Below are 23,034 nucleotides of genomic sequence, written 5' to 3' on the forward strand. Positions count from 1 at the left end.
CCAGGACACTCAAGACGTTCTTTCCCGCGATACCGCCGGCGATTCCCAGACCGGAGCCCGCGAGCCTCCAGTAGCACTGCTGTCGGAGCTGTTCTTCCCTGGCAGTCAATGCTGGCCCCTTCGCAAAGATGGGCTTGCCGTCCGACCCTGTGTAGCAGCCGACTGACGGCGAACAGTACGGAGCTGGCGCTGGCTGCCCCCATTGTGCGTGCGCTGCGGGAACAACGCCGAGCATCAGCGCTGCTGCAAGAATGATCGAGGAGAATACGTTTCTTTTTTTCATCTGCATGCTTTCTTCAATGAAATGGATGAACTGCCGCGAACGTACTGCAAGCGCGTGCTTAACCGCAATGAGCAAGTCTGCAATTCGACTAGAACGAGCGGAGGTTCGCGCGGAGTCCGCCCTGGTCGTACTCGTCGCGGAGGATGCCGCGACGGCGGAGGATCGGCACGAGTTCGTCCAGCATCCGGTGCACGGTGACCGGATGCAGGTCGCCCCACAGGAGCACGCCGTCGTTGCCCCAGTCGCCGAGCTGCTCGATGCGATCGGCGAGTTCGCCGGCGGTGCCGACGAACCCCGAGCCGTCGCGGAGCCGGCCCAGGCGCGCCTGCGCGCCGAGGATCTCCCGGAGCGGGGTGTCCGGGGCGTGGTCGCCGATCAGGCGACGGATGCTGCCGTGCGAGACGTGGTCGGCGAACACGCGGAGGTCGAGCGGAGCGTCGAGATCGAGCGCGGTGAGGTCGGTCTCCAGGTCCGAGGACTGGCGCCGCGCGATCGTGCGGAGCGTCTCCTCATCCGGATTCCGGGAGGCAGCCACCAGCCGATCGGCCTCCTCCGCCGACGAAACGAGGACGGGCTGGATGGCGAACAGCACCAAGATGTCACTCGCCGAGCGTCCGCGGGCTTCGGCCGCTGCGTGGATCTTCGCGCGGTAGGCGCGGATGCTCTTCTCATCGAGCGGGGCGAGCGCGAGCTGCACATCGGAGTTCGCGCCCGCGAACCCGAGGCCGCGACCCGACCCGCCGGGGGAGACGATGATCGGATCACCCTCGTGGAACGGCACGGCGTTGAGCGGCCCGTCGAACGAGAAGTACTCGCCGCGGTGCGCGGTGGGCAGCATCCGTGATCCGTCGGCGTACCGTCCGCTCGCGACATCTTCGAGGAGCGCGCCGTCCTCCCAGCTGCGCCAGAGCGACCGGATGCCGCCGAGCCACTCCTCCGCGCGGTCGTACGCCGCGTCGTGACCGAGGGGCGGGGCGGTGCCGAAGTGCCGGGCGCTGCCGGTGTCGGTGACGACGTTCAGGCCCAAACGGTCACCGCTCAGGTGCTGCAGCGAGGCGAACTGACGTGCCGCCGTGTACGGAAGGTACGCCGCGGGATTCACGGTCGGGACCACGCCGAGGTGCTCCGTGGCGGCGAACAGGTAGGGAGCGAGCAGGAGCGGATCGTGTTTGGGGCCCCCGAACGCGTGGCGCACCCGCAGGTCGATCGTGTCGGCGGAACCGAGAGACGGGGCGTCCTCGATGATCAGCAGGTCGAAGCCGGCCTGTTCCAGGGAGCGCGCGGACTCCTGGTACAGCCGGGGCTCGGTCCAGCGGTAGTTCCAGTCGAGATACGGATGACCCCACCCGTGCGGGCCGAAGCCGCGGGCCAGGAACCAGCCGAAGTGCTGCGGGCGACTCACCCGAGCACCTCGACCACCCGTTCGCCGGAGCCCGCCTGCGCGGCCGCGGTGAGGGCGCGGCGGGCGTCGGAGAGGAGGTCGTCGATCTCCTCGATGCCTATCGACAGGCGGAGGGTGCCGGGATGAACGCCGAGGGCCACGCGATCGGCCTCGCTGTGCTGCGCGTGGCTCGTCGTTCCCGGATGCAGCACGAGGGAACGGACGTCGCCGAGGTGCGTCATGTGCGTGAACACGCGCACGGATTCCACGAATGCGCGCGCAGCGGGCTCGCCGCCGTGCAGCGTCACCGTGAACACCGAACCGAATCCGCGCGGCAGGTAGCGCGCCGCAAGGTCGTGATGCGGGTGCGAGGGCAGGCCCGCGTAGTCGACCGATGCCACCTCGGGCTGTTCCTCGAGCCACCGGGCGAGAGCGAGCGCGTTGCCCGACTGCTCCCGAACGCGAAGGCTCAGGGTCTCGATGCCCTGGGCGACGAGGAACGCGTTGAGCGGCGACGGCGAGGGCCCGAGGCGGGGCGCCGTCGACTCCCGGATGTAGCCGATCCGGGCCGAGCCGCCGTGCCTCTCCCACACGCTCGGGCCACCGCTGCGGCTCGCCGCGACCAGATGCGGGAACAGGGCGCCCGCCCGTGCGGCGTCGAACCGGCCGTCGTCGATCACGACTCCGCCGAGCGCTGCACCGTGACCGGCGAGGAACTTGCTCGCCGAGTGCACGACGATCGCGGCGCCGTGCTCGATCGGGCGGAGGAGATAGGGGGTGGCGAAGGTGTTGTCGACGACGAGGGGGAGGGCGCGTTCGTCGGCCACCGCGGCGATCGCGGCGATGTCGAGGATGTCGTTCCGCGCGTTCGCGATGGATTCGGCGAAGTAGGCGCGGGTGTTCTCGCGGGTCGCTCGGCGCCACGCCTCCGGGTCGGAGACGTCGTCCACGAAGTCGACCGTGATCCCCAGGCGTGCGAAGTTGTCGAGCAGCAGGCCCCGCGTCCCCTCGTACACGTGGGTGGAGCAGACCAGGTGGTCGCCGGCGGAGAGCAGGCCGAGAAGCGCCGTCGACACCGCAGCCTGGCCGCTCGCGACGAACACCGCATCCGCTCCGCCCTCGAGATCGGCGAGGCGCCGCTCGAGCGCGTCGATCGTGGGGTTGCCGGTGCGGGTGTACCCGAATCCCGCGCCCGTCTGGAAGTGGTGTGCCGCGTGATCGAAATCCTCGAAGCGGAATCCGGCCGTCAGGTAGATCGGCAGCGCGCGCGCCGCAGCGTCGTGCCAGTCCGTTCCGGAGTGCACCTGCCGGGTGCTGAAGCCGGTGGCGCGGTCGCTGGCGTCGGAATTCTCGGTCGTCATGGCGGTCCTGTCACGTTCGGGTGTTGCGCACCAGCGTCGCATGCCGCGCCGCTCGGCGCTCGCGTGCTGAAACAGAGCGACACCGGGGTGAGGGCCGGCGGAGAACGTCTCGGTGGTAGCCTGGGCGCGTGCGGATCGCCCGACTCCTCCTTAGCGGCCGCGACGAGTCCTAGCCCCAGGCCACTCTCGTCGCGGAGTTTTCTGCGGGCTTGATCCACCGTCATTCAGGAGACAGAGCAGTGAGCACATCCGAGCACTCCGCAGCGTCCGCGCCGCGCACCCTGGCCGAAAAGGTCTGGGATAACCACCTCGTCGTGAAGGGTGAGGACGGCCAGCCGGACCTCATCTACATCGACCTCCACCTCATCCACGAGGTGACCAGCCCGCAGGCGTTCGACGGCCTGCGCGCCGAGGATCGTCCGCTCCGTCGGGTGGATCTCACGATCGCGACCGAAGACCACAACACCCCGACGCTCGAGATCCACAAGCCGATCGCCGACCCGACGAGCCGGCTGCAGATCGAGACGCTGCGTGCGAACGCGGCCGACTTCGGCGTCCGCATCCACTCCCTCGGCGATGCCGAACAGGGCATCGTGCACGTCGTCGGCCCGCAGCTGGGTCTGACCATGCCGGGCATCACGGTCGTCTGCGGCGACTCGCACACCTCGACCCATGGCGCGTTCGGCGCGATGGCCTTCGGTATCGGCACGAGCGAGGTCGAACACGTGATGGCGACGCAGACGTTGCCGCTCACGCCCTTCAAGACCATGGCGATCACCGTCGAGGGCCAGCTGCGCCCGGGCGTCACCGCGAAAGACATCATCCTCGCCGTGATCGCGAAGATCGGCACCAACGGCGGTCAGGGCTACGTCCTCGAGTTCCGTGGTAGCGCCATCCGCGCCCTCTCCATGGAGGGGCGCATGACGATGTGCAACATGTCGATCGAAGCGGGCGCGCGCGCCGGTATGGTCGCCCCTGACGAGACGACGTTCGCCTACCTCGAGGGGCGCCCGCACGCCCCCCGAGGACAGGACTGGGACGACGCCGTCGCCTACTGGCGGACGCTCCCGAGCGACGAGGGCGCGGTCTACGACGCCGAGGTGTTCCTCGACGCCGATCTGCTCGAACCCTTCGTGACCTGGGGCACCAACCCCGGTCAGGGCGTGTCGCTCAACGACGTCGTGCCCACGCCGGGCGACTTCGCGGACGCGAACGACCGAGTCGCCGCGCAGCGCGCGCTGGACTACATGGACCTCGTGCCGGGCACCCCGCTGAAGGACGTGCCCGTGGATGCGGTCTTCATGGGCTCCTGCACGAACAGCCGCATCGAAGACCTGCGGGCCTTCGCGTCGATCGTGAAGGGCCGGAAGAAGGCGGATGGCGTGCGCGTCATGGTCGTTCCCGGCTCGGCGCGGGTGCGGTTGGAGGCCGAGGCCGAAGGGCTGCACACGGTCTTCCAGGAGTTCGGCGCCGAATGGCGGTTCGCCGGCTGCTCGATGTGTCTCGGGATGAATCCCGACCAGCTCGCGCCGGGGGAGCGGTGCGCTTCCACGTCGAACCGCAACTTCGAGGGGCGTCAGGGCAAGGGCGGTCGCACCCATCTCGTCTCGCCGCTCGTCGCCGCGGCGACCGCCGTGCGGGGCACGCTCTCCAGCCCGAGCGACCTGGAACCCGCCACCGCGCCGGTGGCCGTCGGATCGGGGGTCTGAGATGCAGGCATTCACCACGCACACCGGAATCGCGGCACCGCTCAAGCGGTCGGCGGTCGACACCGACCAGATCATTCCGGCGGTGTACCTGAAGCGCGTCACGAAGACGGGCTTCGAAGACGCCCTCTTCGCGAACTGGCGACAGGATCCGGACTTCCTGCTCAATCAGCCCACTTACGCGGCGTCGTCGATCCTCGTGGCCGGCGCCGACTTCGGCACCGGTTCCAGCCGCGAACACGCGGTGTGGGCCCTGCGTGACTACGGTTTCCGCGTGGTCCTGAGCCCCAAGTTCGCCGACATCTTCCGCGGGAACGCGGGCAAGCAGGGTCTCGTCACCGGCGTCGTCACGGAGGCGGATGTCGAAGCCCTGTGGGCCGCGATCGAGGCGCAGCCGGGCGCGGAGATGACCGTCGACCTCGAGCGACGCGACGCGACGATCGGCGACCTCCGGGTCCCTTTCCAGATCGACGATTACACTAGGTGGCGGCTCTTGGAGGGTCTCGACGACATCGGGCTCACCCTCCGGAACGAAGACAAGATCGCCGCCTACGAAGCGCGACGCGAATCCTGGAAGCCGCGCACTTTACCGGTGCCGCCCCTTCCCGCACAGTGAGGCACCACATATGACACTGCTCGGCGACACCGCGACAACTGGCGGCCGGAAGGGCGAAGCGGGCGAGATTCTGGCGATCCGCGGCGGTCGACCGCTGCGGGGCACCGTGCAGGTGCTCGGTGCCAAGAACCTCGTGACGAAGGCAATGGTGGCGGCGCTGCTCGGCGAGAGCCCCAGCACGCTGCGCGACGTGCCCGAGATCAGCGACGTGGCCGTGGTCCGTTCGCTCCTCGAGGTGCACGGCGTGCGCGTCGACGAGACCGAGCGCGGCACGCTCGTGCTCGACCCGAGCGACGTCGAAAGTGCGCACTTCGAAGAGATCGACGCGCACGCCGGGGCGTCCCGCATCCCGATCCTGTTCTGCGGTCCGCTGCTGCACCGGCTGGGTCAGGCGTTCATCCCCGACCTCGGCGGATGCCGCATCGGCGACCGTCCGATCGACTTCCACCTCGATGCGCTCCGCAAGTTCGGCGCGGTCGTAGAGAAGCTGCCGAGCGGCATCCGGCTGTCGGCGCCGCGCGGACTGCACGGCGCGAACATCCACCTGCCGTACCCGAGCGTCGGGGCGACCGAGCAGGTGCTGCTCACCGCGGTGCGTGCCGAGGGCATCACGGAGCTCCGAAACGCCGCGATCGAGCCCGAGATCATGGATCTCATCGCCGTCCTGCAAAAGATGGGCGCGATCATCTCCTACGAGCCCAACCGCGTGATCCTCATCGAGGGCGTGCCGCGTCTCGAGGGCTACGACCACCGCGCGATCTTCGACCGCAACGAGGCCGCGAGCTGGGCGAGCGCCGCGATCGCGACCGACGGTGAGATCTTCGTCGCGGGTGCCCGCCAGCAGGAGATGCTCACCTTCCTCAACGTGCTCCGCAAGATCGGCGCGGACTTCGACGTGCGCGAGGACGGCATCATGTTCCGCCGCGGCGGCGACCTCCGCGGCGTCATGGTGGAGACCGACGTGCACCCGGGCTTCATGACCGACTGGCAGCAGCCCCTCATCGTCGCGCTCACGCAGGCGGAGGGTCGCTCCGTCGTGCACGAGACGGTTTACGAGAACCGCTTCGGCTTCACCGGTGCGCTCGTCAAGATGGGGGCCGACATCACGGTCTACCCGCACGGCCTGCAGGAGGGTCCGCGTCGCGTGCCCCGTCGTTCGCTCGAGCAGGCGGCGGTCATCACTGGCCCGACCCCGCTCCGCGCAGCCGACATCACGGTCCCCGACCTTCGCGGCGGGTACAGCCACGTGATCGCGGCGCTGACGGCCGAGGGCGAATCGACGGTCCGCAACATCGGCATCATCCGCCGCGGCTACGCCGACTTCCTCGACAAGCTCACCGCCCTCGGCGCCGATTTCGACGTCATCGGCTGATGACCCCGGGCCCCACCCGACGTCGCCGACTGTCGGCGGAGAAGACGCGTCCGAGCGTGTTCTGGCCGCTCGCGGCGATCGTCGTGCCGCTGGTCGGACTCATTGCGAAGATCGAGATCGAGGGCGCCGAGAACCTTCCCGAGGACGGCGCCTACGTGCTCGCGCCCAACCACTACAGCGAGATCGACCCGGTGATCGTGGCCGCTGCCGTGTGGCGTCTCGGTCGGGCCCCGCGCTTCATGGCCAAAGAGAGCCTGTTCCGGGTGCCCGTCCTCGGGGCGGCGCTCCGGGCGACGGGAATGATCCCGGTCGCGCGCGCCACGAGCGGCGCCGCCGCCAAGCAGGCCATCGAAACGGCGGAGAAGCTTGCGGCGCAGAGGGCGGGCGTCATCGTCTACCCGGAGGGCACGCTCACGCGTGACCCCGACATGTGGCCCATGCGGGGCAAGACGGGTGCGGCGCGGCTGGCTCTCGCCGGCGGGATGCCGCTCATCCCGATGGCGCACTGGGGCGCCGAACGTATCTATCCCCGCTACGGGAAGCTGAGCTTCTGGCCCCTCCGCAAGCGCGTTCGCGTCGTGATCGGGCCGGCTCTTGATCTCGACGGCTTCACCGACCGTGCGCAGCATCCGGCCGCGCAGCAGGAAGCCACCACCCTCGTGATGAACCACATCGCGGAGCTGCTGTCCGGGCTCCGCGGCCTGCCCGCGCCGGCGGAGCGGTGGAACCCGGGAGCGCACGGCCAGACCGAGACCGGTCGCCTCGGCCGGGACGGCGACGCGTGAGTCGTCGAACGGAAGTGCGTCCGCCCCGGGTCGCGGTACTGGGTGCCGGCAGCTGGGGAACGACCTTCGGCAAGGTGCTCGCCGACGGCGGTGCGCAGGTCGAGATGTGGGCGCGGCGCCCTGAGCTCGCCAACGAGATCCACACCGGCAAGCGCAACACCCGCTACCTGCCGGGGATCAACCTTCCCCGGTCGATGACCGCCACCGCCGACCTCGCCGGCGCGATCGAAGGCGCGGAACAGATCTATCTGTCGATTCCGAGCCAGTCGCTGCGTGAGAACCTCACCGTGCTCCGGGCGCTGCTCGCCGACAGCGACGTTCCCGTCGTCTCGCTCATGAAGGGCGTCGAGAAGCGCACGGGGCTTCGGATGAGCCAGGTCATCGAGCAGGAGCTCCGGATCGACCCCGCACGCATCGCGGTGGCATCGGGTCCGAACCTCGCGCTCGAGATCGCCCAGGAGCAGCCGACCGCTGCGGTCATCTCGTCGATCAGCGCAGAGACCGCCGCGGCCGTTGCCCGGCGCGCCCGCAACCGCTACTTCCGCACGTTCGTGAACGACGACGTGATCGGCACCGAGTTCGGCGGGGTATTGAAGAACCTCATCGCGGTCGCGATAGGCATCGTCGACGGCGTGGGGTACGGCGAGAACACCAAGGCGTCGATCATCACGCGGGGGCTCGTCGAGATGACGGACTTCGCGGTGGCGCAGGGCGCGAAGCCCGAGACGCTGCAGGGGCTGGCCGGACTCGGCGACCTCATCGCCACCTGCCAATCGCCGCTCAGCCGCAACAACACGGCCGGGCGCCTGCTCGGCCAGGGGTACAAGTTCCAGGACGTCGTCACGCAGATGCAGCAGACGGCGGAGGGGTTGGCCTCGGTCGCCCCGATCCTTCAACTCGCTCGCGCGAGCGGCGTCGAGATGCCGATCGTCGAGCAGGTCAAGCGCGTGCTCGACGGCACGATGAACCCGCGCGAGATCGCGCCCCATCTGACAACAGACGACGACACCCCCCAAGGGGAGAGGACGCAGCATGGACAAGCCGGTGGTGGCGGTGCTCTTTGGCGGTCGATCCAGCGAGCATTCGATCAGCTCCGCCACGGCGGGCGGGGTGCTGCGGGCGATCGATCGTGATCGCTACCGGGTGATCCCGGTGGGCGTCACGCGCGATGGCGCGTTCGTGCTCGAAGACGACGACCCCGACAAGTTCGCGCTCGATCCCGAGCACCTTCCCGAGGTCGCCGACAACGGATCGCGCGTGCTGTGGCCGGAAGCGGCCGGAGCGCGGCGGATGCGGGTGCGGACGGCCGACGGCTCGGTCGAGGAACTCGGCGATGTCGACGTCGTGCTGCCGATCCTGCACGGCAGCCACGGCGAGGACGGCACGATCCAGGGCTTCTTCGACACGCTCGAGCTGCCCTACGCGGGCGCCGGAGTGATCGATTCGGCCATCTGCATGGACAAGCACTTCATGAAGGTCGCGCTGCGCGGAGCGGGCGTTCCCGTGTCGCCGGGAATCACCGTGCGACGCGCGGATGCGGATGCCGCATCCGTCGTCGCCGCGATGGGCGATGCCGCCTTCCCGTGGTTCGTGAAGCCGGCGCGTGCGGGATCCAGTGTCGGCGTCTCGAAGGTGCACTCCGTCGACGAGCTGGATGAGGCGCTCCGCGTCGCCTTCGCGGAAGACGACAAGGTGCTCGTCGAGCAGGGGATCGTCGGCCGCGAGGTCGAAGTGGGCGTGCTCGAGGGCCGCGCGGGCGCCGAGAACCGCGCCTCGCTCCCCGGAGAGATCGTGCTCACCACACGCGAGTTCTACGACTTCGAGGGCAAGTACCTCGGCGGCGAGGGTGTCGACGTGGTCTGCCCCGCGGACCTGACGGAGGCGGAGATCGATTCGCTGCAGCAGATGGCGCTCCGCGCGTTCGCCGCGGTCGACGGGCGGGGTCTGGCGCGGGTCGACTTCTTCCTGTCCGCCGACGGTCCCGTCGTCAACGAGTTGAACACCATGCCGGGCTTCACCCCGATCTCGATGTTCCCGAAGTGCTGGATCGCCTCCGGGATGACCTACCCGGAGCTCATCTCCGACCTGATCGAGACGGCGCTCGCCCGATAGCGGACGCGCCCGGTCACTCGGTGCCGGGGCGCTCCGTGCACTCGCCGGTCTTCGGGAGCTTCGCGACGAGGGTTCCGAGCGCGTTCAGCACGTCGGCGCTGGATACCACGTCGTAGTCGAGGTACACCTCGACGGCCGGTGTGCGGCCGAAGCTGGTGAGGCGGTAGTTCGGGGCCTCGGTGTCGTCGATCAGCCAGTCGACACCGCCGGCCGTCTGGCACGGGAGGGTCGAGGGGCCCGGGGGTGTCACCCCGCAGGTCATGAGGATCGTGGTGGGGTTGCCCCACGCGCCGGTCGACTGCGCATCGGTCCACCGGCGGTCCTGCCCGGCGATCGAGGACGGCAGGTAAGCGGTCACCTCGGCGCAGAGCGGGTTGTTGGCGTCGCCGGCGGGCTCGAGCGCCACGGTCGACGAGCAGCCGCTGAGTGCGAGAGCGAGCGCGGCGAGGGCGAGGAGGGGGCGAAGACGCGGGCGTGGCACGTCTCCCAGGCTAACGTGGAGAGATGACCGCTCCCTCCGAAGACCCCACGGTCGGAGACCTCAGCGAGGGCCAAATCCTGCGCCGCATCCTGAGCCGTTTCGCACCGAGCACCGCCGAGATCGGTCCGGGCGACGATGCGGCCGTGATCGGGCTCGGCGGCGGCCGTGTGGTGGCCACCGTCGACTCCCTCGTGCACGGCCCCGACTTCCGCCTCGCCTGGACGACGGGCTACGACCTGGGTTGGAAGTCCGCGGTGGTGAACCTCGCGGATGTCGCGGCGATGGGTGCGCGTCCGGTCGCGCTTCTCGTGGCGCTGGCCATGCCCGAGCACACCCGTATCTCGTTCGTGGAGGCGATCGCCGACGGCCTGCGTGCCGCCTGCGAGGCGCTCGCGCCGGGATGCGCGGTCGAGGGCGGCGACCTCACGATCTCCGACACGCTGACGGTGGCGGTCACCGCGCTCGGTGCGTTGGACGGCCCGGCCGTGCGCCGGTCGGGGGCGCAGCCCGGCGACACGATCGCGCTGGCGGGTGCTGCGGGCGACGCGGCCCGCGGACTCCAGATCCTCTTCGACCGCTTCCGCGACAGCTCCGGCACCCCGGTGCGCGTGGACGACGCGGCCCTGACACCCGCGGAGCGCGACCTGGTCGCGGCGCAGCTGCGTCCGCATCCGCCGCTCGGCCGGGGACCCGAGGCTGCCCGCGCCGGGGCGACCGCGATGATGGACGTCTCGGACGGACTGCTGCTGGACGCCACCCGGATGGCGGATGCCTCGGGCGTCACCCTCGCGATCGACAGCGCGGCCCTCGGGCCGGATGCGGCGTCGGCTCTGTCGGGCGGCGAAGACCACGCCCTCCTCGCGACGTTCCCACCGGGATCCGTGGCCGATGGCTTTCGGCCGATCGGCGTCGTGCGGGAGCGCGGCGAAGCCCCGGTTCTCGTCGACGGAGCCCCCTACGCGGGGCGGACGGGCTGGGACCCCTACCGCGACTGGGATTCGTCGCGCGGCTGAACGGCGTCATCCGGAGCGTCGTGGGGCTCGGCCCAGAAGACCGTCGTGTCGCCGTAGGTGCGGGCACGCACCGCGTCGAGGCCCGCCGCGTTCCAGTCCGGTTCGACCGAGCGCTTGCCGCGCTCGACGACGACCAGGGCGGTGGGGGACAGCGTGGGCCTCAGGAGCGCGAGGGCGGCGGCGAGGTCGGCATCGGTCAGGTCGTACGGCGGATCGATGAAGACCAGGTCGAACGGGCCGACCGCGCGGGTGAGATACGCCGACACGGCCGCCCGGTGCACACGCGCGGTCACGTCGCCGCACGCACGCGCGACGCGGTCGGCGTTCCGGGTGGCCACGGATGCGGCGGGGCCGCCCAGCTCGACGAGATCCGCCGTCGAGGCTCCGCGGCTGAGCGCCTCGAGCGCGAGGGCGCCGGAGCCGGCGTAGAGATCGAGCACCCGGGCGTCGTCGATCGCGCCGGCGGAGTCGAGGGAGCCGAACATCGCTTCGCGCACCCGCTCGCTCGTGGGGCGCGTTCCCGATCCCGGTACGTCGAGGCGGATGCCGCCCGCGGCTCCAGCGATGATGCGCGTCACCGGAACAGCTTACCGACGCGCGTGCGCAGCCCGGGGACGGCGGGGGTGGTCTCTCAGAGGGGCGCGGCGGAGTCCGAGGTGGGCTCGTCGGAGAGGCGCGGCTCGGTGCGGAGCTCGGGACGGAATCCCGCCTTGTCGGCGTAGAAGGCGCGGATGCGGTCCATGTCGCCCGCGACGTTGCCGGTCATCTCGATCGTCGGGCCGAGGCCCGTCGACATGGTCGTGCGGTCGACGTACCCGAGCACGACCGGCATGCCCGTCTGTCGAGCGATGCGGTAGAAGCCCGACTTCCAGCCGGCGCCCGATCGGGTGCCTTCCGGCGTCACGACGAGGCCGAACACCTCACCGGTCTGGATGCGGGCGACGACGTCGTCGACGACGCGTGCCGGGTTGTTCCGGTCGACGGGGATGCCGCCGAGCGCGCGCATGATCGGCCCGCGCCATCCGCGGAACAGGCCGTTCTTCCCGAGCCAGCGCGCCGGGATGCCGAGTCGCCAGGCGATCGCGAGCATGAGGACGAAGTCCCAGTTCGAGGTGTGGGGCGCGCCGACCAGGATCGTCGGCCGGGTGGGAGCGGGTTCGGTGACGAGCTTCCAGCGACTGAACATCCAGAACAGGCGGGCGATGAGGCGGCGCATCGCCCCACCGTACGCGATGCCGCCCCAGCTCCTCCGCGCATGTCGGGAGCGCGTCCTAGACTTCAGGGATGCCGGTCACGCTCGACAGTCGCCTGGACGGCGTCCTGGGTGGGAAGACCGCATCCGCTCTGCAGCGATCGTTTCGGATGCACACCGTCGGCGACCTTCTCTCGCACTACCCGCGGCGCTACGCGAAACGTGGTGAGCTCACACCGATCGACTCGCTCGCCGTCGGCGAGCAGGTGACGATCGTCGCGCAGATCAAGAGCGTCTCCGAGCGCACGATGCAGAGTCGGCGCGGCTCGCTCCTCGAGGTCGTCATCACCGATGGTGTCGGCGATGTGAAGCTCACGTTCTTCAACCAGGCGTGGCGGATGAAAGATCTGAAGGTGGGCAGCCGAGGGATCTTCTCCGGCAAGGTGGGGGAGTACCGCGGGGGCAAGCAGTTCGCGCACCCCGACTACGAGCTGTTCGCGGGCGAAGACGAGGCGCTCATGAGCGCCCAAGCGTATGCGACGCAGCCGATCCCCATCTATCCCGCCACCTCGACGATCTCGAGCTGGCAGATGACGTCGTTCATCCGCACGGTGCTCGATCTGCTGGCGCCGCTCGATGATCCGCTGCCGCTCGATCTCCGTCAGCGGCAGCAACTGCTCGGCTTCGGTGAGGCGCTCGAGCGCATGCACCGTCCCGACTTCGAAGACAGCATCGCCCCCGCGGTGCGCACGCTCCGATGGCATGAGGCCCTCGTGCTCCAGACCGCTCTTCTGCAGCAGCGCGAAGCGGTGCGCGCGCTGGCGGCGACGCCGCGCCCCCCGGGATCTCTCCTCGAGCGATTCGACGCCGCGCTCCCGTTCGAGCGCACGCCCGACCAGGTGGCGGTGGGCGAGGCGATCGCTGCCGACCTCGTCGGGGAGTGGCCGATGAACCGGCTCGTGCAGGGCGAGGTGGGTTCGGGAAAGACGCTGGTCGCGCTGCGTGCCATGCTGCAGGTCGCGCAGAGCGGCGGGCAGGCGGCGCTCATCGCCCCGACCGAGGTGCTCGCGGCGCAGCATCTGCGTTCGATCACCCGGATGCTGGGCCCCCAGCTCGCCCCCGAGGTGATGCCGACTCTGCTGACGGGTCAGATGGGCGCGGCCGATCGGCGCCGGGCGGCTCTCCGCGTCGCATCGGGGCAGTCGCTCATCGTCGTGGGCACGCACGCGCTCCTGAGCCCGAAGACATCGTTCGCCGATCTCGCCCTCGTCGTCGTCGACGAGCAGCACCGGTTCGGTGTCGAGCAGCGCGAGACGCTTCGCGCGAAGGGTACGAGTCCGCATGCGCTCGTCCTTACCGCGACGCCCATTCCGCGCACCGTCGCCATGACCGTGTTCGGTGATCTCGACGTCTCGACGATCCGCACGATGCCCGCCGGTCGCGCAGGTATCGAGACCTTCGTCGCGCCGTTGGCCGAGCGACCGGGATGGTTCGCACGGGTGTGGGAGCGCGCCGCCGAAGAGGTGCGGAAGGGGCATCAGGTGTTCGTCGTGGCCCCGGCGATCGACATCGATCCCTCGGGCGCCCCGGTCGACGACGACTCGTCCGATCCGCCCGACCCGGCGAACGCGCCCGACGACCTCGACACCCCGGAGAGCAGTCGCACCCGGTGGGGCGTGGTTCAGGCGGCTCAGCTCCTGGCGGAGCACCCGCTGTTCGCGGCGCTCCGGGTGACGACGCTGCACGGCAAGATGCCGGCCGAAGAGAAAGACGCGATCATGCGCGCGTTCTCGGCGGGTGACATCGATGTGCTCGTCGCGACGACCGTGATCGAGGTCGGCGTCGACGTTCCCAATGCGTCGACGATGGTGATCCTGGATGCGGACCGCTTCGGAGTGTCGCAACTCCACCAGTTGCGCGGACGCGTCGGTCGAGGTGACGTGCCGGGCCTCTGCCTGCTCGTCACGGAAGCCCCCACCCGCACACCCGCGCGCTCGCGCGTGGAGGCGGTGGCCGCCACGCTCGACGGGTTCCAACTCGCCGAGGTCGATCTCGAACTCCGGGGCGAGGGCAACGTTCTGGGCGACGCCCAGTCGGGTGTCCGTTCGTCGCTCCGCCTGCTCCGGGTCGTCACGGATGCCGATCTCATCGCCATGGCCCGCGAGGAGGGCGAGCGGATTCTCGCCGATGACCCGGGGCTCGGCCGGCATCCGGGGCTCGCCGGGGCCATCGAGCGCCGACTCGACACGGTCGAGCGCGCCGCCCTCGCGAAGAACTGATCCGCAGAGTGGTCGCAGGGGGCGCCCGGTAGGCTGACCGCGTGAGCAATCGGATCGCTGTCGTCCCCGGTTCGTTCGACCCGCCGACCCACGGTCATCTGGACGTCATCCGGCGGGCGGCGAGTCTCTACGACCACGTGCACGTGCTCGTCGTGCACAACCCGGGCAAAGAGGCGATGCTGCCGATCGCCCAGCGCGTGGCGCTCCTGGAGCAGTCCATCGTCGACGACGGCATGGACGCGGGGCACCTGACGGTCGCCGCGTGGAGCATGGGCCTGCTCGTCGACTACGCGGTCGATGTGGGCGCGGGGGTACTGGTGAAGGGCATTCGATCCCAGGTGGACGTGGCCTACGAGACGCCGATGGCGATCGTCAACCGGCATCTCGCGGGCATCGAAACCGTGTTCCTCCTGCCCGACCCGTCGCACGCGCTCGTCTCGAGTTCGCTCGTGCGGCAGGTCGCGGGTCTCGGCGGCGATGTATCGCCGTACGTGCCGGCCGTTGTCGCGCGATTCCTTGACACCGGCGCCCGCGACATCTGAATCGCCGAGGCGGCGCACGTGCGGTGCCGCCCGCCGGAGCGACGGCCCGTTGCGGCGCCGCGCCAACTAGACTCGCGTGGTGAGAAACCAACGTCCCGGCCCGTTCAGCGTCAATGTGCGCGACATCGTCCGCCGACCCGGTGAGATGCGCGAAGTCGTTCGCGACGTCGCCCTCGCAGACAAGTGGGGCGAGGGTCTCGTCTCCGTCGCCGAGAAGGAGAGTGTCGACATCGACGCTCGCCTCGAATCGGTGCACGAGGGCATTCTGGTCTCCGGCACGGCGTCCGCGGAGGCGACCGGAATCTGCGGTCGATGCTTGATCGACATCGCCCTGCCGGTCGAAGTCGAGTTCCAGGAGCTTTTCGCGTATCCTGGAGAAGAAGCGGCTGATTTCGAAGTTCAAGACGACCACGTGGATCTTGAAAATCTGGTCAGGGATGCTATCGTCCTCTCGCTTCCGTTCCAGCCAGTGTGCCGGCCGGACTGCCCAGGTCTCGACCCCGAGACGGGCGAACGTCTGGCAGAGCACGCTGACACGGAGCCGCGCAAAGCCCTCGATCCTCGCTGGGCAGCGCTTGCGGACCTGGCCTCGGATCAGAACACCGAGCCGGGCGGGTCCGGACAGAGCACACAGACCTCGTAGGAAAGAGAAGACCATGGCAGGTAACCCCCCGAAGCGCAAAGTTTCGCGCTCGAACACCCGTTCGCGTCGCGCGCAGTGGAAGGCGACTCCCACCACGCTCGTCAAGACCGTAGAGAACGGCAAGACGGTGTACAGCCGTCCGCACCAGGCGAAGGTCGTCACCGACTCGCAGGGCACCGAGCTGTTCCTGGAGTACAAGGGCCGCAAGGTCGCCGACGTCTGATCGGTACCACGTGACTGACGTCACTGCGGATGTGTCCGCACTTTCCGAGAAGCTCGGGGTCGATATCGATCCCGAGCTTCTCGCACTCGCTCTGACGCACCGCTCGTATGCGTACGAGCACGGTCAGATCCCGCACAACGAGCGCCTCGAGTTCCTGGGCGACTCCGTGCTGGGTCAGGCCGTCACCGTGCGGCTGTACACCGCGCATCCCGAGCTCGACGAGGGTGCCCTGGCGAAACGTCGTGCCAGCGTGGTCTCGACGGTGGCGCTCGCGGAGGTCGCCCGTTCCCTCGGGCTCGGTCGATTCATCCTCCTCGGGCGCGGTGAGCAGCTCACCGGGGGTGACGACAAAGACTCGATCCTGGCCGACACCACTGAGGCCATCATCGGCGCCACCTACCTGTCGAAGGGCCCGGATGCGGCGACCTCGCTCGTGCTCCGACTCGTCGAGCCCCTGCTGGCCGATCCCGATCGCTACGGCGCTGCCGTGGATCCGAAGACGAGCCTGCAGGAACTCGCGGCGGCGCGCGGGTTCGCCGCGCCCGTGTACCGGGTCGAAGCGACCGGTCCCGACCACGCGCGCGTCTTCACGGCGACCGTGACGGTGGACTCGATCGTCGAACCGGGAACGGGCACCAGCAAGAAGCACGCCGAGATGGCGGCCGCGCTTCGTGCGTGGAACGTGCTCAGCGGCCGCGACTGAGCGATGCCCGAACTTCCCGAGGTCGAGGTCGTACGGGCGGGCTTGGAACCGGCCGTCAGCGGTGCGACGGTTCGCGCCGTCGATGTGCTCGACGAACGCGCGCTGACGCGGCATCTCGGTACGGGGGCGGAGTTCGAGGCTCGCCTGGTGGGCCGCCGCATCCGTTCCGCGGCGCGACGCGGCAAGTTCCTGTGGCTGCCGCTGGACGAGCACGGCGGGGTCGACGAGGCCCTCGTCGCCCACCTCGGCATGAGCGGGCAACTGCTCCTGCGTGCGCCCGGGGCGCCGCGGGAGCGGCACGAGCGGATCAGGCTGGCGGTCGAGCACCCGCACCACGGTGAGCTCAGTGTCGTGTTCGCCGACCAGCGCACGTTCGGGTCGCTCGCCATCGACGCCCTCGTCGCCACGCCCGATGGGCGGCCGGGTGGGCGGGGGAGCGACCGCCCCGCCGTCCCGTCGCAGGTGCAGCACATCGCGCGTGATCCGCTCGACCCCGCGTTTTCAGATGCGGCCTTCCGTGCGGCGCTGGCGCGGAAGGCGTCGGCGATCAAACGCGTGCTGCTCGATCAGACCGTGACGAGCGGAATCGGCAACATCTACGCCGACGAGGCACTCTGGGCGGCCCGCATCCACCCCGAGACTCCCGCTCTGGCGCTCTCGTCCCGCGCCGTCACGCGTGTGCTCGGTGAGGTGCGCGTCGTGCTCGAGAAGGCGCTCGCGGAGGGCGGAACGAGCTTCGACGCGCAGTACGTGAACGTGAACGGGCAGGCCGGGTACTTCGCCCACTCGCTCAACGCCTACGGCCGTACCGGACAGCCGTGCCCGCGCTGCGGTCGCCCGATCGTGCGCGTCGGATTCATGAACCGCTCGAGCCACTACTGTCCGCGGTGCCAGCGTCTCACCGCGGTCGCGGGCTGAGCCGCCGTCGCGGACGCGCGGGCGGATTCCGTCACTCGAGCACCTTCTTCCACGCTCCTTCGTATGTACGGGGAACGAACCCCAGCGCCTCGTTGATGTCGAGCATCGGCCGGTTCTCTTCGGCGTTGTAGGTGATGACGCGAGGTGACTCGGGCGCGATGTCGCGCCAGGCGAGGAGTCCCTCGGCCTTCACCAGCAGCCCGAGCCGGTGGCCACGGTGCGTCGACAGCACGAGGGTGTCCTCCTGGTTGGTGGCACGGGTCGGGTCCGCACCGATCACGAGTTCGTTGAACGCGCAGAGCTCCCCGGTTTCGATGTGCTGCGCGGCCGTCACCAGCATCCGCTGTCCGCCGTCGAGGTAGTGCGCGTCATGTTCGCGGAGGCGCGCGGCGTCCCAGGCCTCCTCGTCGGATTCGAGCCCCGCGGAGGGGGCGTCCGTCGACATGCGCGACTTCATCCATGCGAAGCCGTCGACGTACTCCTCCGGCGTGGGCAGCTCCCACTGCACCACGCGGTAATCGGATGCGGCCGCCCGCGCCCGTTCGGCGTGCGACTCGAGCGCGTCGCGTGACCCGAACAGGTCGTACACGCTCATGCGGACGACCTGTTCCAGGGTGTATCCGTGCCGGAGCAGGAAGCGCGCGGCGTGGTCACGGGGCACCGAACCGTATCCGGTCGGCGGAGCCAAGTGTTCGCCCTCGGCGGCGGTGTGCTCGACCCAGGTCTGGAGGATCGTGCGCCCCTCGTCGCGGGCTACCTGCTCGACGCGCGCGTGGGCGGCCGTACCGATGCCGCGCCCCCACGCTTCGCGCAGGAGTTCGATCAGCGCGTACGCCGTTCGCGACCCCGGCTCGAGCGGGACGTTGAGACCGACCCGCCCGACCGGACGTCCGTCGTCGAGCACGAGCCAGAGGTAGCGCCGCTCGCTCGCGCTCTCGTGGTAGAAGGGCAGGAGCTCGCCGGGCAGCGCGGCACTGTCATCGTGGCCCGAGATCTCCCGGTACACGCGATTGCGCACCTCGACGGTGCGGAGGAAGTCCTCCGCACCGTCGGCGTCGACGGATTCCGGTGCATGCACCGGGCGGATCTCGAGGGTGGACAGAGGGGACATGCGGGCACCTCCAGGTGCGGATGCGGCGGTGCCGCGGGTCATCGGATCGGTCGGTCGAACACGAAGTGCGCCAGAGCGCGGTCGTGTTCGGCGCGGGTGTCAGCGGCAAGCCGCATCCGCGCGTATACGTCGTCGGCAGCGCCGCGACGCTGGGAGCGGTGGCGGCCCCAGAGGAGCAGCCACATTCCGAGCCGCATGGCGGTGCGGTCGATGAGAGTCGTCCGTCCGAGCGGCATGGGCGGATGCGTCGCCTCGGCGGGTGCCGAGCTGACGACGCGGTCGTGCAGGGTGTTCATGATGGTCCTTCGTGGAAAGAGAGCAGGAAGTGGGGCGGGGCGCGATGCCGGGCATGCGCGACGGGCGGCACGCGAAGAAGCGAGGCGCGGATCGGCGGGGCGCCGAGAGACAGCGCGGAACCGAGGCGCACGAAGCCGACAGCGAGGCCCGGATGCGGGCAGAGTCGTCTCCTGCGCGGAGTTAGCCGGCGGTGTGCGTGCGGCTGTTCTGGAACGCCCCGAGACGGGTGCGGTTCCGGACGTCACCGAGGGCGGAGGTCATTCCGGCGGCGCGGCTGAACGGCGCTTCTGCGGGGGATGTGTGAATCATCATGATGACCTCCTTTTCGACATCGGTTACGGATTGGACAGTAGCGGGGCTGGGAGAACACTGTCAACATCCCGGGCGTGTCGCGGCGCGTCGCCGGCGGTCCGAGCGCGGGTCGGGGCGTGGCATCCGGCTGTCCTCGGCCCGCTCCGGTAGCGTGAACAGGATTCGACGTCGGAGGACAACCATGCACCTGAAGAGCCTGACGCTCAAAGGGTTCAAGTCGTTCGCGCAGCCGACGACGTTCGCTCTCGAACCGGGAGTGACGGCGATCGTCGGCCCGAACGGATCAGGTAAGTCGAATGTCGTCGATGCCCTCGCCTGGGTCATGGGCGAGCAGGGCGCCAAAACTCTCCGCGGCGGCAAGATGGAAGACGTCATCTTCGCGGGCACCTCGACCCGGGGGCCCTTAGGCCGCGCCGAAGTGCAACTGACGATCGACAATGCCGACGGCGCCCTTCCAATCGAGTACGCCGAAGTCACCATCAGCCGAACCCTGTTCCGCAACGGCGCGAGCGAGTACGCGATCAACGGCCAGTCCTGTCGTCTGCTCGACGTGCAAGAGCTGCTCAGCGACTCGGGGCTCGGGCGCGAGATGCACGTCATCGTCGGGCAGGGGCGCCTGGACACCGTGCTGCAGGCGAGTCCGGAAGACCGGCGCGGGTTCATCGAGGAAGCCGCGGGAATCCTCAAGCACCGTCGCCGCAAGGAGAAGACGCTTCGCAAACTCGAGGCGATGGAAGCCAACCTGACGCGGCTGAGCGATCTGGCCGGTGAACTGCGCCGCCAGCTGAAGCCCCTGGGTCGACAGGCCGAAGTCGCGCGCGAGGCCGCGACGATCGCGGCCGTCGTGCGGGACGCGAAGGCACGTCTGCTGGCCGATGAGCTGGTGGCGCTCCGTGCGGAACTCGCCGGCTACTCGCGCAACGAGCAGGAGCGGCGTGCTGAGCGCACCCTGCTGCAGGACCGCTCGGAGAATGTGCGCGCCCGCGTGGTGACTCTCGAGACCCAGGAGCGCTCCGCCGCCGTCGACGGGGCGCGCAGCGTCACGTTCGGTCTCGAGCGGGTGCAGGAGCGGTTGCGCGGGCTGTACACGCTGGCCGGCCAACGCCTCGCGCTCCTCGCCGACGGCGACGATGCGCTCGTGACCGCACCCACCGTGTCGCAGGCGGCGATCGACGAGGCCCGCGCGGAACTCGATGAGATCTCCGCGGGCGTCGGTGCGGCGCAGGATGCCGCGGTCGCCGCTGGACGCGACGTGACTCGCGCCCGCGCGGAACTGGACGCACTCGACGTCGACATCGCCGAGCAGAGCGCGCTGGTCTCGCAGCACGACATGCGGTTGACCGCCCTCCGCGGATCCGCGGACGCGGCGGAATCCGCCCTCGCGGCGGTTCGCGCGGCGGTCGAGCGACAGCAGAAGGCCCTCGACGCCGCCATCGCGCGCCGAGACGATGCCGCGCACGAGCTCGCCGGAGTGAACCCCGACCTCGTGCCGGAGGAGTCGTCTGCGGAGCATGCCGCGGCGTACGAGCAAGCGCAGCGCCGTGCGAGCGAAGCGGAGACGGATGTCGCCGGCATCCGCGAGCGACTGCACGCTGCCGAGCGGGAGCAGGACGCGCTGACGGCCCAGGTAGCGACCCTCGGCCGGGCGCTCGACGTGCGGACGGGAGCATCGGAGCTCATCGCGGGCGGAGGCTCCGGCATCCGGGGTCTCGTCGGGGATTCGGTCCAGGTGGCCTCGGGATACGAGGCCGCGATCGCGGCGGCCCTCGGGGCCGTCGCCGAGGGTGTGCTGGTCGACACGCGCGCCGACGCAGTGACCGCGGCGGGCACCGCGCGGTCGGGTGAGTACGGAGTCGTCGACATCGTCGTCGCAGAGACGTCCGCCGAGCCGCCCGTGCTGCCCGAAGCTCCGGGGATCGTCGCGGCACGCGATGTCGTCACGGCACCGGCGGGCGTGCTCGGGCTGCTGTCGCGGGTGGTGATCGCGAGCGACCTGTCGACGGCGCTCGACCTGGTCGCAGAGCACGAGAGCGACCTGACGATCGTGACCAGCGCGGGTGAGGTCGTGACCCGGTTCACGGTTCGCGCCGGGACGGGCCAGGGCCGCTCTCGTTTGGAACTCGCCGCCGAGCGCGACACCGCCGCCGAACGACTCGCCGAGATCACGGTCATCGCCGACTCCCTCCGAGAAGCGCTGACCGACCGTTCCCAGGATCTGGCCGCCGCCCGTGCGCACACGAAATCGGCGCTCACGGACCTTCGCGAGCACGACGCGGCGCTCGCGGCGCACGCGGAGAAGGTCAATCGCGCGACGGTCCGGCACGAGGCCGCCGTCGCGGAGTGCGAACGGCTTACGGCGACGCTTCGTCAGGTCGAAGCAGCCGTCGCCGAGGCGGAGGATTCGGCCCGCGTCGCGCAGGACCGACTCAGGTCGGCGCAGGAGGCCCCGCGGCCGATGCTCGACGTCTCTGCCCGCGACGGGATGCTGGCCGCGCTGGAAGAGGCGCGCGACCGCGAGATGCGCTCCCGGCTCGACGTCGAGACGCTGCGCGAACGCATCCGTGCCGGTGAGGCCCGTGTGGCCGCGCTCGAACGGCAGCGCGAGCGCGAACGGGCCGCCGCAGAAGAGGCCGCCCGTCGGGCGGTGCTCCGTCGTCGTCAGCGCGACATCGCCGCATCCGTCGCCGCGCAGCTCCCTGCGCTTCTCGACTCGGTCGATCGCTCGGTGGCGCAGGCACGCGTCGAGCTCGCGACCGCGGAGTCCGCCCGGACGGCGGTGACCGCTGAGCTCGCCGACGCGCGCCGGGAGGAGAGTGCGCTCCGAGAGCGGTTGAGCGGGCTGACCGAGAGCGTGCACGGGCTCGAGCTCCGCATCCACGAGAAGCGCCTGCACGTCACGTCGCTCCTCGAACGCGTCCAGAGCGAACTCGGCCTGAGCGAAGATATTCTCGTTTCGGAATACGGTCCGGATCAGGGGATCCCCGACGCCGCGGCGGACGACTCCGACGAACCTCAGACGCGTCCGTATGATCGCGCGGAGCAGAAACGTCGTCTGCAGGACGCGGAACGCACACTCGGACAGCTCGGCCGGGTGAATCCGCTCGCGCTCGAGGAGTTCGCCGCGCTCGAGCAGCGCCACACGTTCCTCACCGAGCAGCTGGCCGACCTCACCCAGACCCGCAGCGACCTGTTGACGATCATCGCCGACCTCGACGAGCGGATGCAGACGATCTTCGTGGCGGCGTTCGAGGACACGCGGGTGGCCTTCACCGAGGTATTCCCCATCCTCTTCCCGGGCGGGACGGGCAGCATCGCGCTGACCAACCCGGACGATCCGCTGTCCACCGGAATCGAGGTGTCGGTGCGTCCGGTCGGCAAGAAGGTCGAGCGGCTCTCGCTGCTCTCGGGTGGCGAGCGATCCCTGGCGGCGGTCGCGCTGCTGGTGGCGATCTTCAAAGCCCGGCCGAGTCCGTTCTACATCCTCGACGAGGTGGAGGCGGCGCTCGACGATGCCAACCTCGGGCGCCTGCTCAGCGTGTTCGAGCAGCTGCGCGAGTCGAGCCAGCTCATCGTCATCACGCATCAGAAGCGCACCATGGAGATCGCCGACGCGCTCTACGGCGTCTCGATGCGTCAGGACGGCGTCTCGGCGGTCGTCGGACAGCGCGTGCGTGAACGCGAGCGGGAAACCGCATGATCGCCGC

General features: G+C 69.9%; 22 protein-coding genes. 14 read left to right on the forward strand and 8 right to left on the reverse strand.

From position 1 onward, the window contains the following. Positions 1-371 precede the first annotated feature (371 nt). On the reverse strand, positions 372-1,685 hold the full coding sequence (locus tag LMI96_RS02065; protein WP_228360325.1) for an LLM class flavin-dependent oxidoreductase: 1,314 nt from the start codon (positions 1,683-1,685) through the stop codon (positions 372-374). After that, complete coding sequence (locus LMI96_RS02070; protein WP_223720934.1) at positions 1,682-3,025, reverse strand: O-acetylhomoserine aminocarboxypropyltransferase/cysteine synthase family protein; 1,344 nt, start codon at positions 3,023-3,025, stop codon at positions 1,682-1,684. The genes LMI96_RS02065 and LMI96_RS02070 overlap by 4 nt, the downstream gene beginning before the upstream one ends. Before the next feature lie 239 nt (positions 3,026-3,264). On the opposite strand from LMI96_RS02070, the gene leuC reads away from it, so the two are divergent. Genes leuC through LMI96_RS02100 form a run of 6 tightly spaced genes read left to right on the forward strand, consistent with a single transcriptional unit; the run spans position 3,265 to position 9,616 of the window. Continuing rightward, positions 3,265-4,734 carry a 3-isopropylmalate dehydratase large subunit gene (gene leuC, locus LMI96_RS02075; protein ID WP_228360326.1) on the forward strand — a complete coding sequence of 490 codons (1,470 nt, stop codon included), beginning with the start codon at positions 3,265-3,267 and terminating at the stop codon, positions 4,732-4,734. A gap of 1 nt (position 4,735) precedes the next feature. Next, a complete protein-coding gene (gene leuD, locus LMI96_RS02080; protein WP_223720936.1) occupies positions 4,736-5,347 on the forward strand; it encodes a 3-isopropylmalate dehydratase small subunit in 612 nt (203 codons plus the stop codon). Between the two features lie 10 nt (positions 5,348-5,357). Next, on the forward strand, positions 5,358-6,719 hold the full coding sequence (gene murA / locus LMI96_RS02085) for a UDP-N-acetylglucosamine 1-carboxyvinyltransferase (protein WP_228360327.1): 1,362 nt from the start codon (positions 5,358-5,360) through the stop codon (positions 6,717-6,719). After that, positions 6,719-7,504, forward strand: a complete 786-nt coding sequence (locus tag LMI96_RS02090) for a 1-acyl-sn-glycerol-3-phosphate acyltransferase (protein ID WP_228360328.1) — start codon at positions 6,719-6,721, stop codon at positions 7,502-7,504. Before murA ends, LMI96_RS02090 begins: the two co-directional genes overlap by 1 nt. Further along, complete coding sequence (locus LMI96_RS02095) at positions 7,501-8,637, forward strand: NAD(P)H-dependent glycerol-3-phosphate dehydrogenase (protein ID WP_228360329.1); 1,137 nt, start codon at positions 7,501-7,503, stop codon at positions 8,635-8,637. The genes LMI96_RS02090 and LMI96_RS02095 overlap by 4 nt, the downstream gene beginning before the upstream one ends. After that, positions 8,537-9,616: a D-alanine--D-alanine ligase family protein gene (locus tag LMI96_RS02100; RefSeq protein ID WP_228360330.1), complete on the forward strand. Its 1,080-nt coding sequence runs from the start codon at positions 8,537-8,539 to the stop codon at positions 9,614-9,616. Before LMI96_RS02095 ends, LMI96_RS02100 begins: the two co-directional genes overlap by 101 nt. A gap of 13 nt (positions 9,617-9,629) precedes the next feature. Here LMI96_RS02100 and LMI96_RS02105 read toward each other — a convergent pair whose 3' ends face one another. Further along, positions 9,630-10,097 (reverse strand): DUF3515 family protein, encoded by a 468-nt coding sequence (locus LMI96_RS02105; RefSeq protein WP_223720941.1) that lies wholly within the window; start codon positions 10,095-10,097, stop codon positions 9,630-9,632. A 23-nt stretch (positions 10,098-10,120) separates the two neighbouring features. Between LMI96_RS02105 and thiL the strand changes: the two genes are divergently transcribed. Next, a complete protein-coding gene (thiL, locus tag LMI96_RS02110) occupies positions 10,121-11,110 on the forward strand; it encodes a thiamine-phosphate kinase (RefSeq protein WP_228360331.1) in 990 nt (329 codons plus the stop codon). On the opposite strand, the gene rsmD is transcribed toward thiL, so the two are convergent. Further along, on the reverse strand, positions 11,080-11,688 hold the full coding sequence (gene rsmD / locus LMI96_RS02115) for a 16S rRNA (guanine(966)-N(2))-methyltransferase RsmD (protein ID WP_228360332.1): 609 nt from the start codon (positions 11,686-11,688) through the stop codon (positions 11,080-11,082). The two genes, thiL and rsmD, sit on opposite strands and share 31 nt — an antisense overlap. Before the next feature lie 53 nt (positions 11,689-11,741). After that, positions 11,742-12,326, reverse strand: coding sequence for a 1-acyl-sn-glycerol-3-phosphate acyltransferase (locus tag LMI96_RS02120; protein ID WP_223720944.1), 585 nt, complete (start codon positions 12,324-12,326; stop codon positions 11,742-11,744). 68 nt (positions 12,327-12,394) lie between these two features. Between LMI96_RS02120 and LMI96_RS02125 the strand changes: the two genes are divergently transcribed. The 6 genes from LMI96_RS02125 to mutM all read left to right on the forward strand — a co-directional run bounded on the left by LMI96_RS02125 (position 12,395) and on the right by mutM (position 17,610). After that, positions 12,395-14,581 (forward strand): ATP-dependent DNA helicase RecG, encoded by a 2,187-nt coding sequence (locus LMI96_RS02125; protein ID WP_223720945.1) that lies wholly within the window; start codon positions 12,395-12,397, stop codon positions 14,579-14,581. A gap of 41 nt (positions 14,582-14,622) precedes the next feature. Next, positions 14,623-15,123 (forward strand): pantetheine-phosphate adenylyltransferase, encoded by a 501-nt coding sequence (coaD, locus tag LMI96_RS02130; RefSeq protein WP_223720946.1) that lies wholly within the window; start codon positions 14,623-14,625, stop codon positions 15,121-15,123. Between the two features lie 145 nt (positions 15,124-15,268). Continuing rightward, the gene (locus tag LMI96_RS02135; protein ID WP_223721615.1) at positions 15,269-15,766 is read left to right on the forward strand and encodes a DUF177 domain-containing protein; all 498 of its coding nucleotides are present in this window, start codon (positions 15,269-15,271) and stop codon (positions 15,764-15,766) included. Between the two features lie 13 nt (positions 15,767-15,779). Further along, on the forward strand, positions 15,780-15,989 hold the full coding sequence (rpmF, locus tag LMI96_RS02140) for a 50S ribosomal protein L32 (protein WP_141894301.1): 210 nt from the start codon (positions 15,780-15,782) through the stop codon (positions 15,987-15,989). Positions 15,990-15,999: 10 nt separating this feature from the next. Continuing rightward, complete coding sequence (gene rnc, locus LMI96_RS02145; RefSeq protein WP_228360333.1) at positions 16,000-16,692, forward strand: ribonuclease III; 693 nt, start codon at positions 16,000-16,002, stop codon at positions 16,690-16,692. Positions 16,693-16,695: 3 nt separating this feature from the next. Continuing rightward, on the forward strand, positions 16,696-17,610 hold the full coding sequence (mutM, locus tag LMI96_RS02150; protein WP_228360334.1) for a bifunctional DNA-formamidopyrimidine glycosylase/DNA-(apurinic or apyrimidinic site) lyase: 915 nt from the start codon (positions 16,696-16,698) through the stop codon (positions 17,608-17,610). 31 nt (positions 17,611-17,641) lie between these two features. Here the strand turns inward: mutM and LMI96_RS02155 are convergent, their stop codons facing one another. From LMI96_RS02155 to LMI96_RS16030, 3 genes are all read right to left on the reverse strand, one after another. Then, entirely contained in the window at positions 17,642-18,721 is a 1,080-nt protein-coding gene (locus LMI96_RS02155) for a GNAT family N-acetyltransferase (protein WP_223720950.1), read from the reverse strand. Positions 18,722-18,759: 38 nt separating this feature from the next. Further along, positions 18,760-19,017 (reverse strand): hypothetical protein, encoded by a 258-nt coding sequence (locus tag LMI96_RS02160; RefSeq protein ID WP_228360335.1) that lies wholly within the window; start codon positions 19,015-19,017, stop codon positions 18,760-18,762. Between the two features lie 181 nt (positions 19,018-19,198). Continuing rightward, positions 19,199-19,330, reverse strand: coding sequence for a hypothetical protein (locus LMI96_RS16030; protein ID WP_263317336.1), 132 nt, complete (start codon positions 19,328-19,330; stop codon positions 19,199-19,201). 181 nt (positions 19,331-19,511) lie between these two features. Between LMI96_RS16030 and smc the strand changes: the two genes are divergently transcribed. Further along, positions 19,512-23,027: a chromosome segregation protein SMC gene (smc, locus tag LMI96_RS02165; RefSeq protein WP_228360336.1), complete on the forward strand. Its 3,516-nt coding sequence runs from the start codon at positions 19,512-19,514 to the stop codon at positions 23,025-23,027. Positions 23,028-23,034 lie beyond the last annotated feature (7 nt).

Source organism: Microbacterium sp. cx-59 (assembly GCF_020805625.1).
GTDB lineage: Bacteria > Actinomycetota > Actinomycetes > Actinomycetales > Microbacteriaceae > Microbacterium.

Bases quoted from the DNA above. Each gene is read 5' to 3' on its own strand.
- rpmF (WP_141894301.1), top strand. From the start codon at position 15,780: ATGGCAGGTAACCCCCCGAAGCGCAAAGTTTCGCGCTCGAACACCCGT.
- LMI96_RS02120 (WP_223720944.1), bottom strand. From the start codon at position 12,326: ATGCGCCGCCTCATCGCCCGCCTGTTCTGGATGTTCAGTCGCTGGAAG.
- leuD (WP_223720936.1), top strand. From the start codon at position 4,736: ATGCAGGCATTCACCACGCACACCGGAATCGCGGCACCGCTCAAGCGG.
- LMI96_RS02100 (WP_228360330.1), top strand. From the start codon at position 8,537: ATGGACAAGCCGGTGGTGGCGGTGCTCTTTGGCGGTCGATCCAGCGAG.
- smc (WP_228360336.1), top strand. From the start codon at position 19,512: ATGCACCTGAAGAGCCTGACGCTCAAAGGGTTCAAGTCGTTCGCGCAG.
- LMI96_RS16030 (WP_263317336.1), bottom strand. From the start codon at position 19,330: ATGATGATTCACACATCCCCCGCAGAAGCGCCGTTCAGCCGCGCCGCC.
- murA (WP_228360327.1), top strand. From the start codon at position 5,358: ATGACACTGCTCGGCGACACCGCGACAACTGGCGGCCGGAAGGGCGAA.
- LMI96_RS02090 (WP_228360328.1), top strand. From the start codon at position 6,719: ATGACCCCGGGCCCCACCCGACGTCGCCGACTGTCGGCGGAGAAGACG.
- thiL (WP_228360331.1), top strand. From the start codon at position 10,121: ATGACCGCTCCCTCCGAAGACCCCACGGTCGGAGACCTCAGCGAGGGC.
- LMI96_RS02160 (WP_228360335.1), bottom strand. From the start codon at position 19,017: ATGAACACCCTGCACGACCGCGTCGTCAGCTCGGCACCCGCCGAGGCG.
- mutM (WP_228360334.1), top strand. From the start codon at position 16,696: ATGCCCGAACTTCCCGAGGTCGAGGTCGTACGGGCGGGCTTGGAACCG.
- LMI96_RS02070 (WP_223720934.1), bottom strand. From the start codon at position 3,025: ATGACGACCGAGAATTCCGACGCCAGCGACCGCGCCACCGGCTTCAGC.
- LMI96_RS02155 (WP_223720950.1), bottom strand. From the start codon at position 18,721: ATGTCCCCTCTGTCCACCCTCGAGATCCGCCCGGTGCATGCACCGGAA.
- LMI96_RS02125 (WP_223720945.1), top strand. From the start codon at position 12,395: ATGCCGGTCACGCTCGACAGTCGCCTGGACGGCGTCCTGGGTGGGAAG.
- LMI96_RS02135 (WP_223721615.1), top strand. From the start codon at position 15,269: ATGCGCGAAGTCGTTCGCGACGTCGCCCTCGCAGACAAGTGGGGCGAG.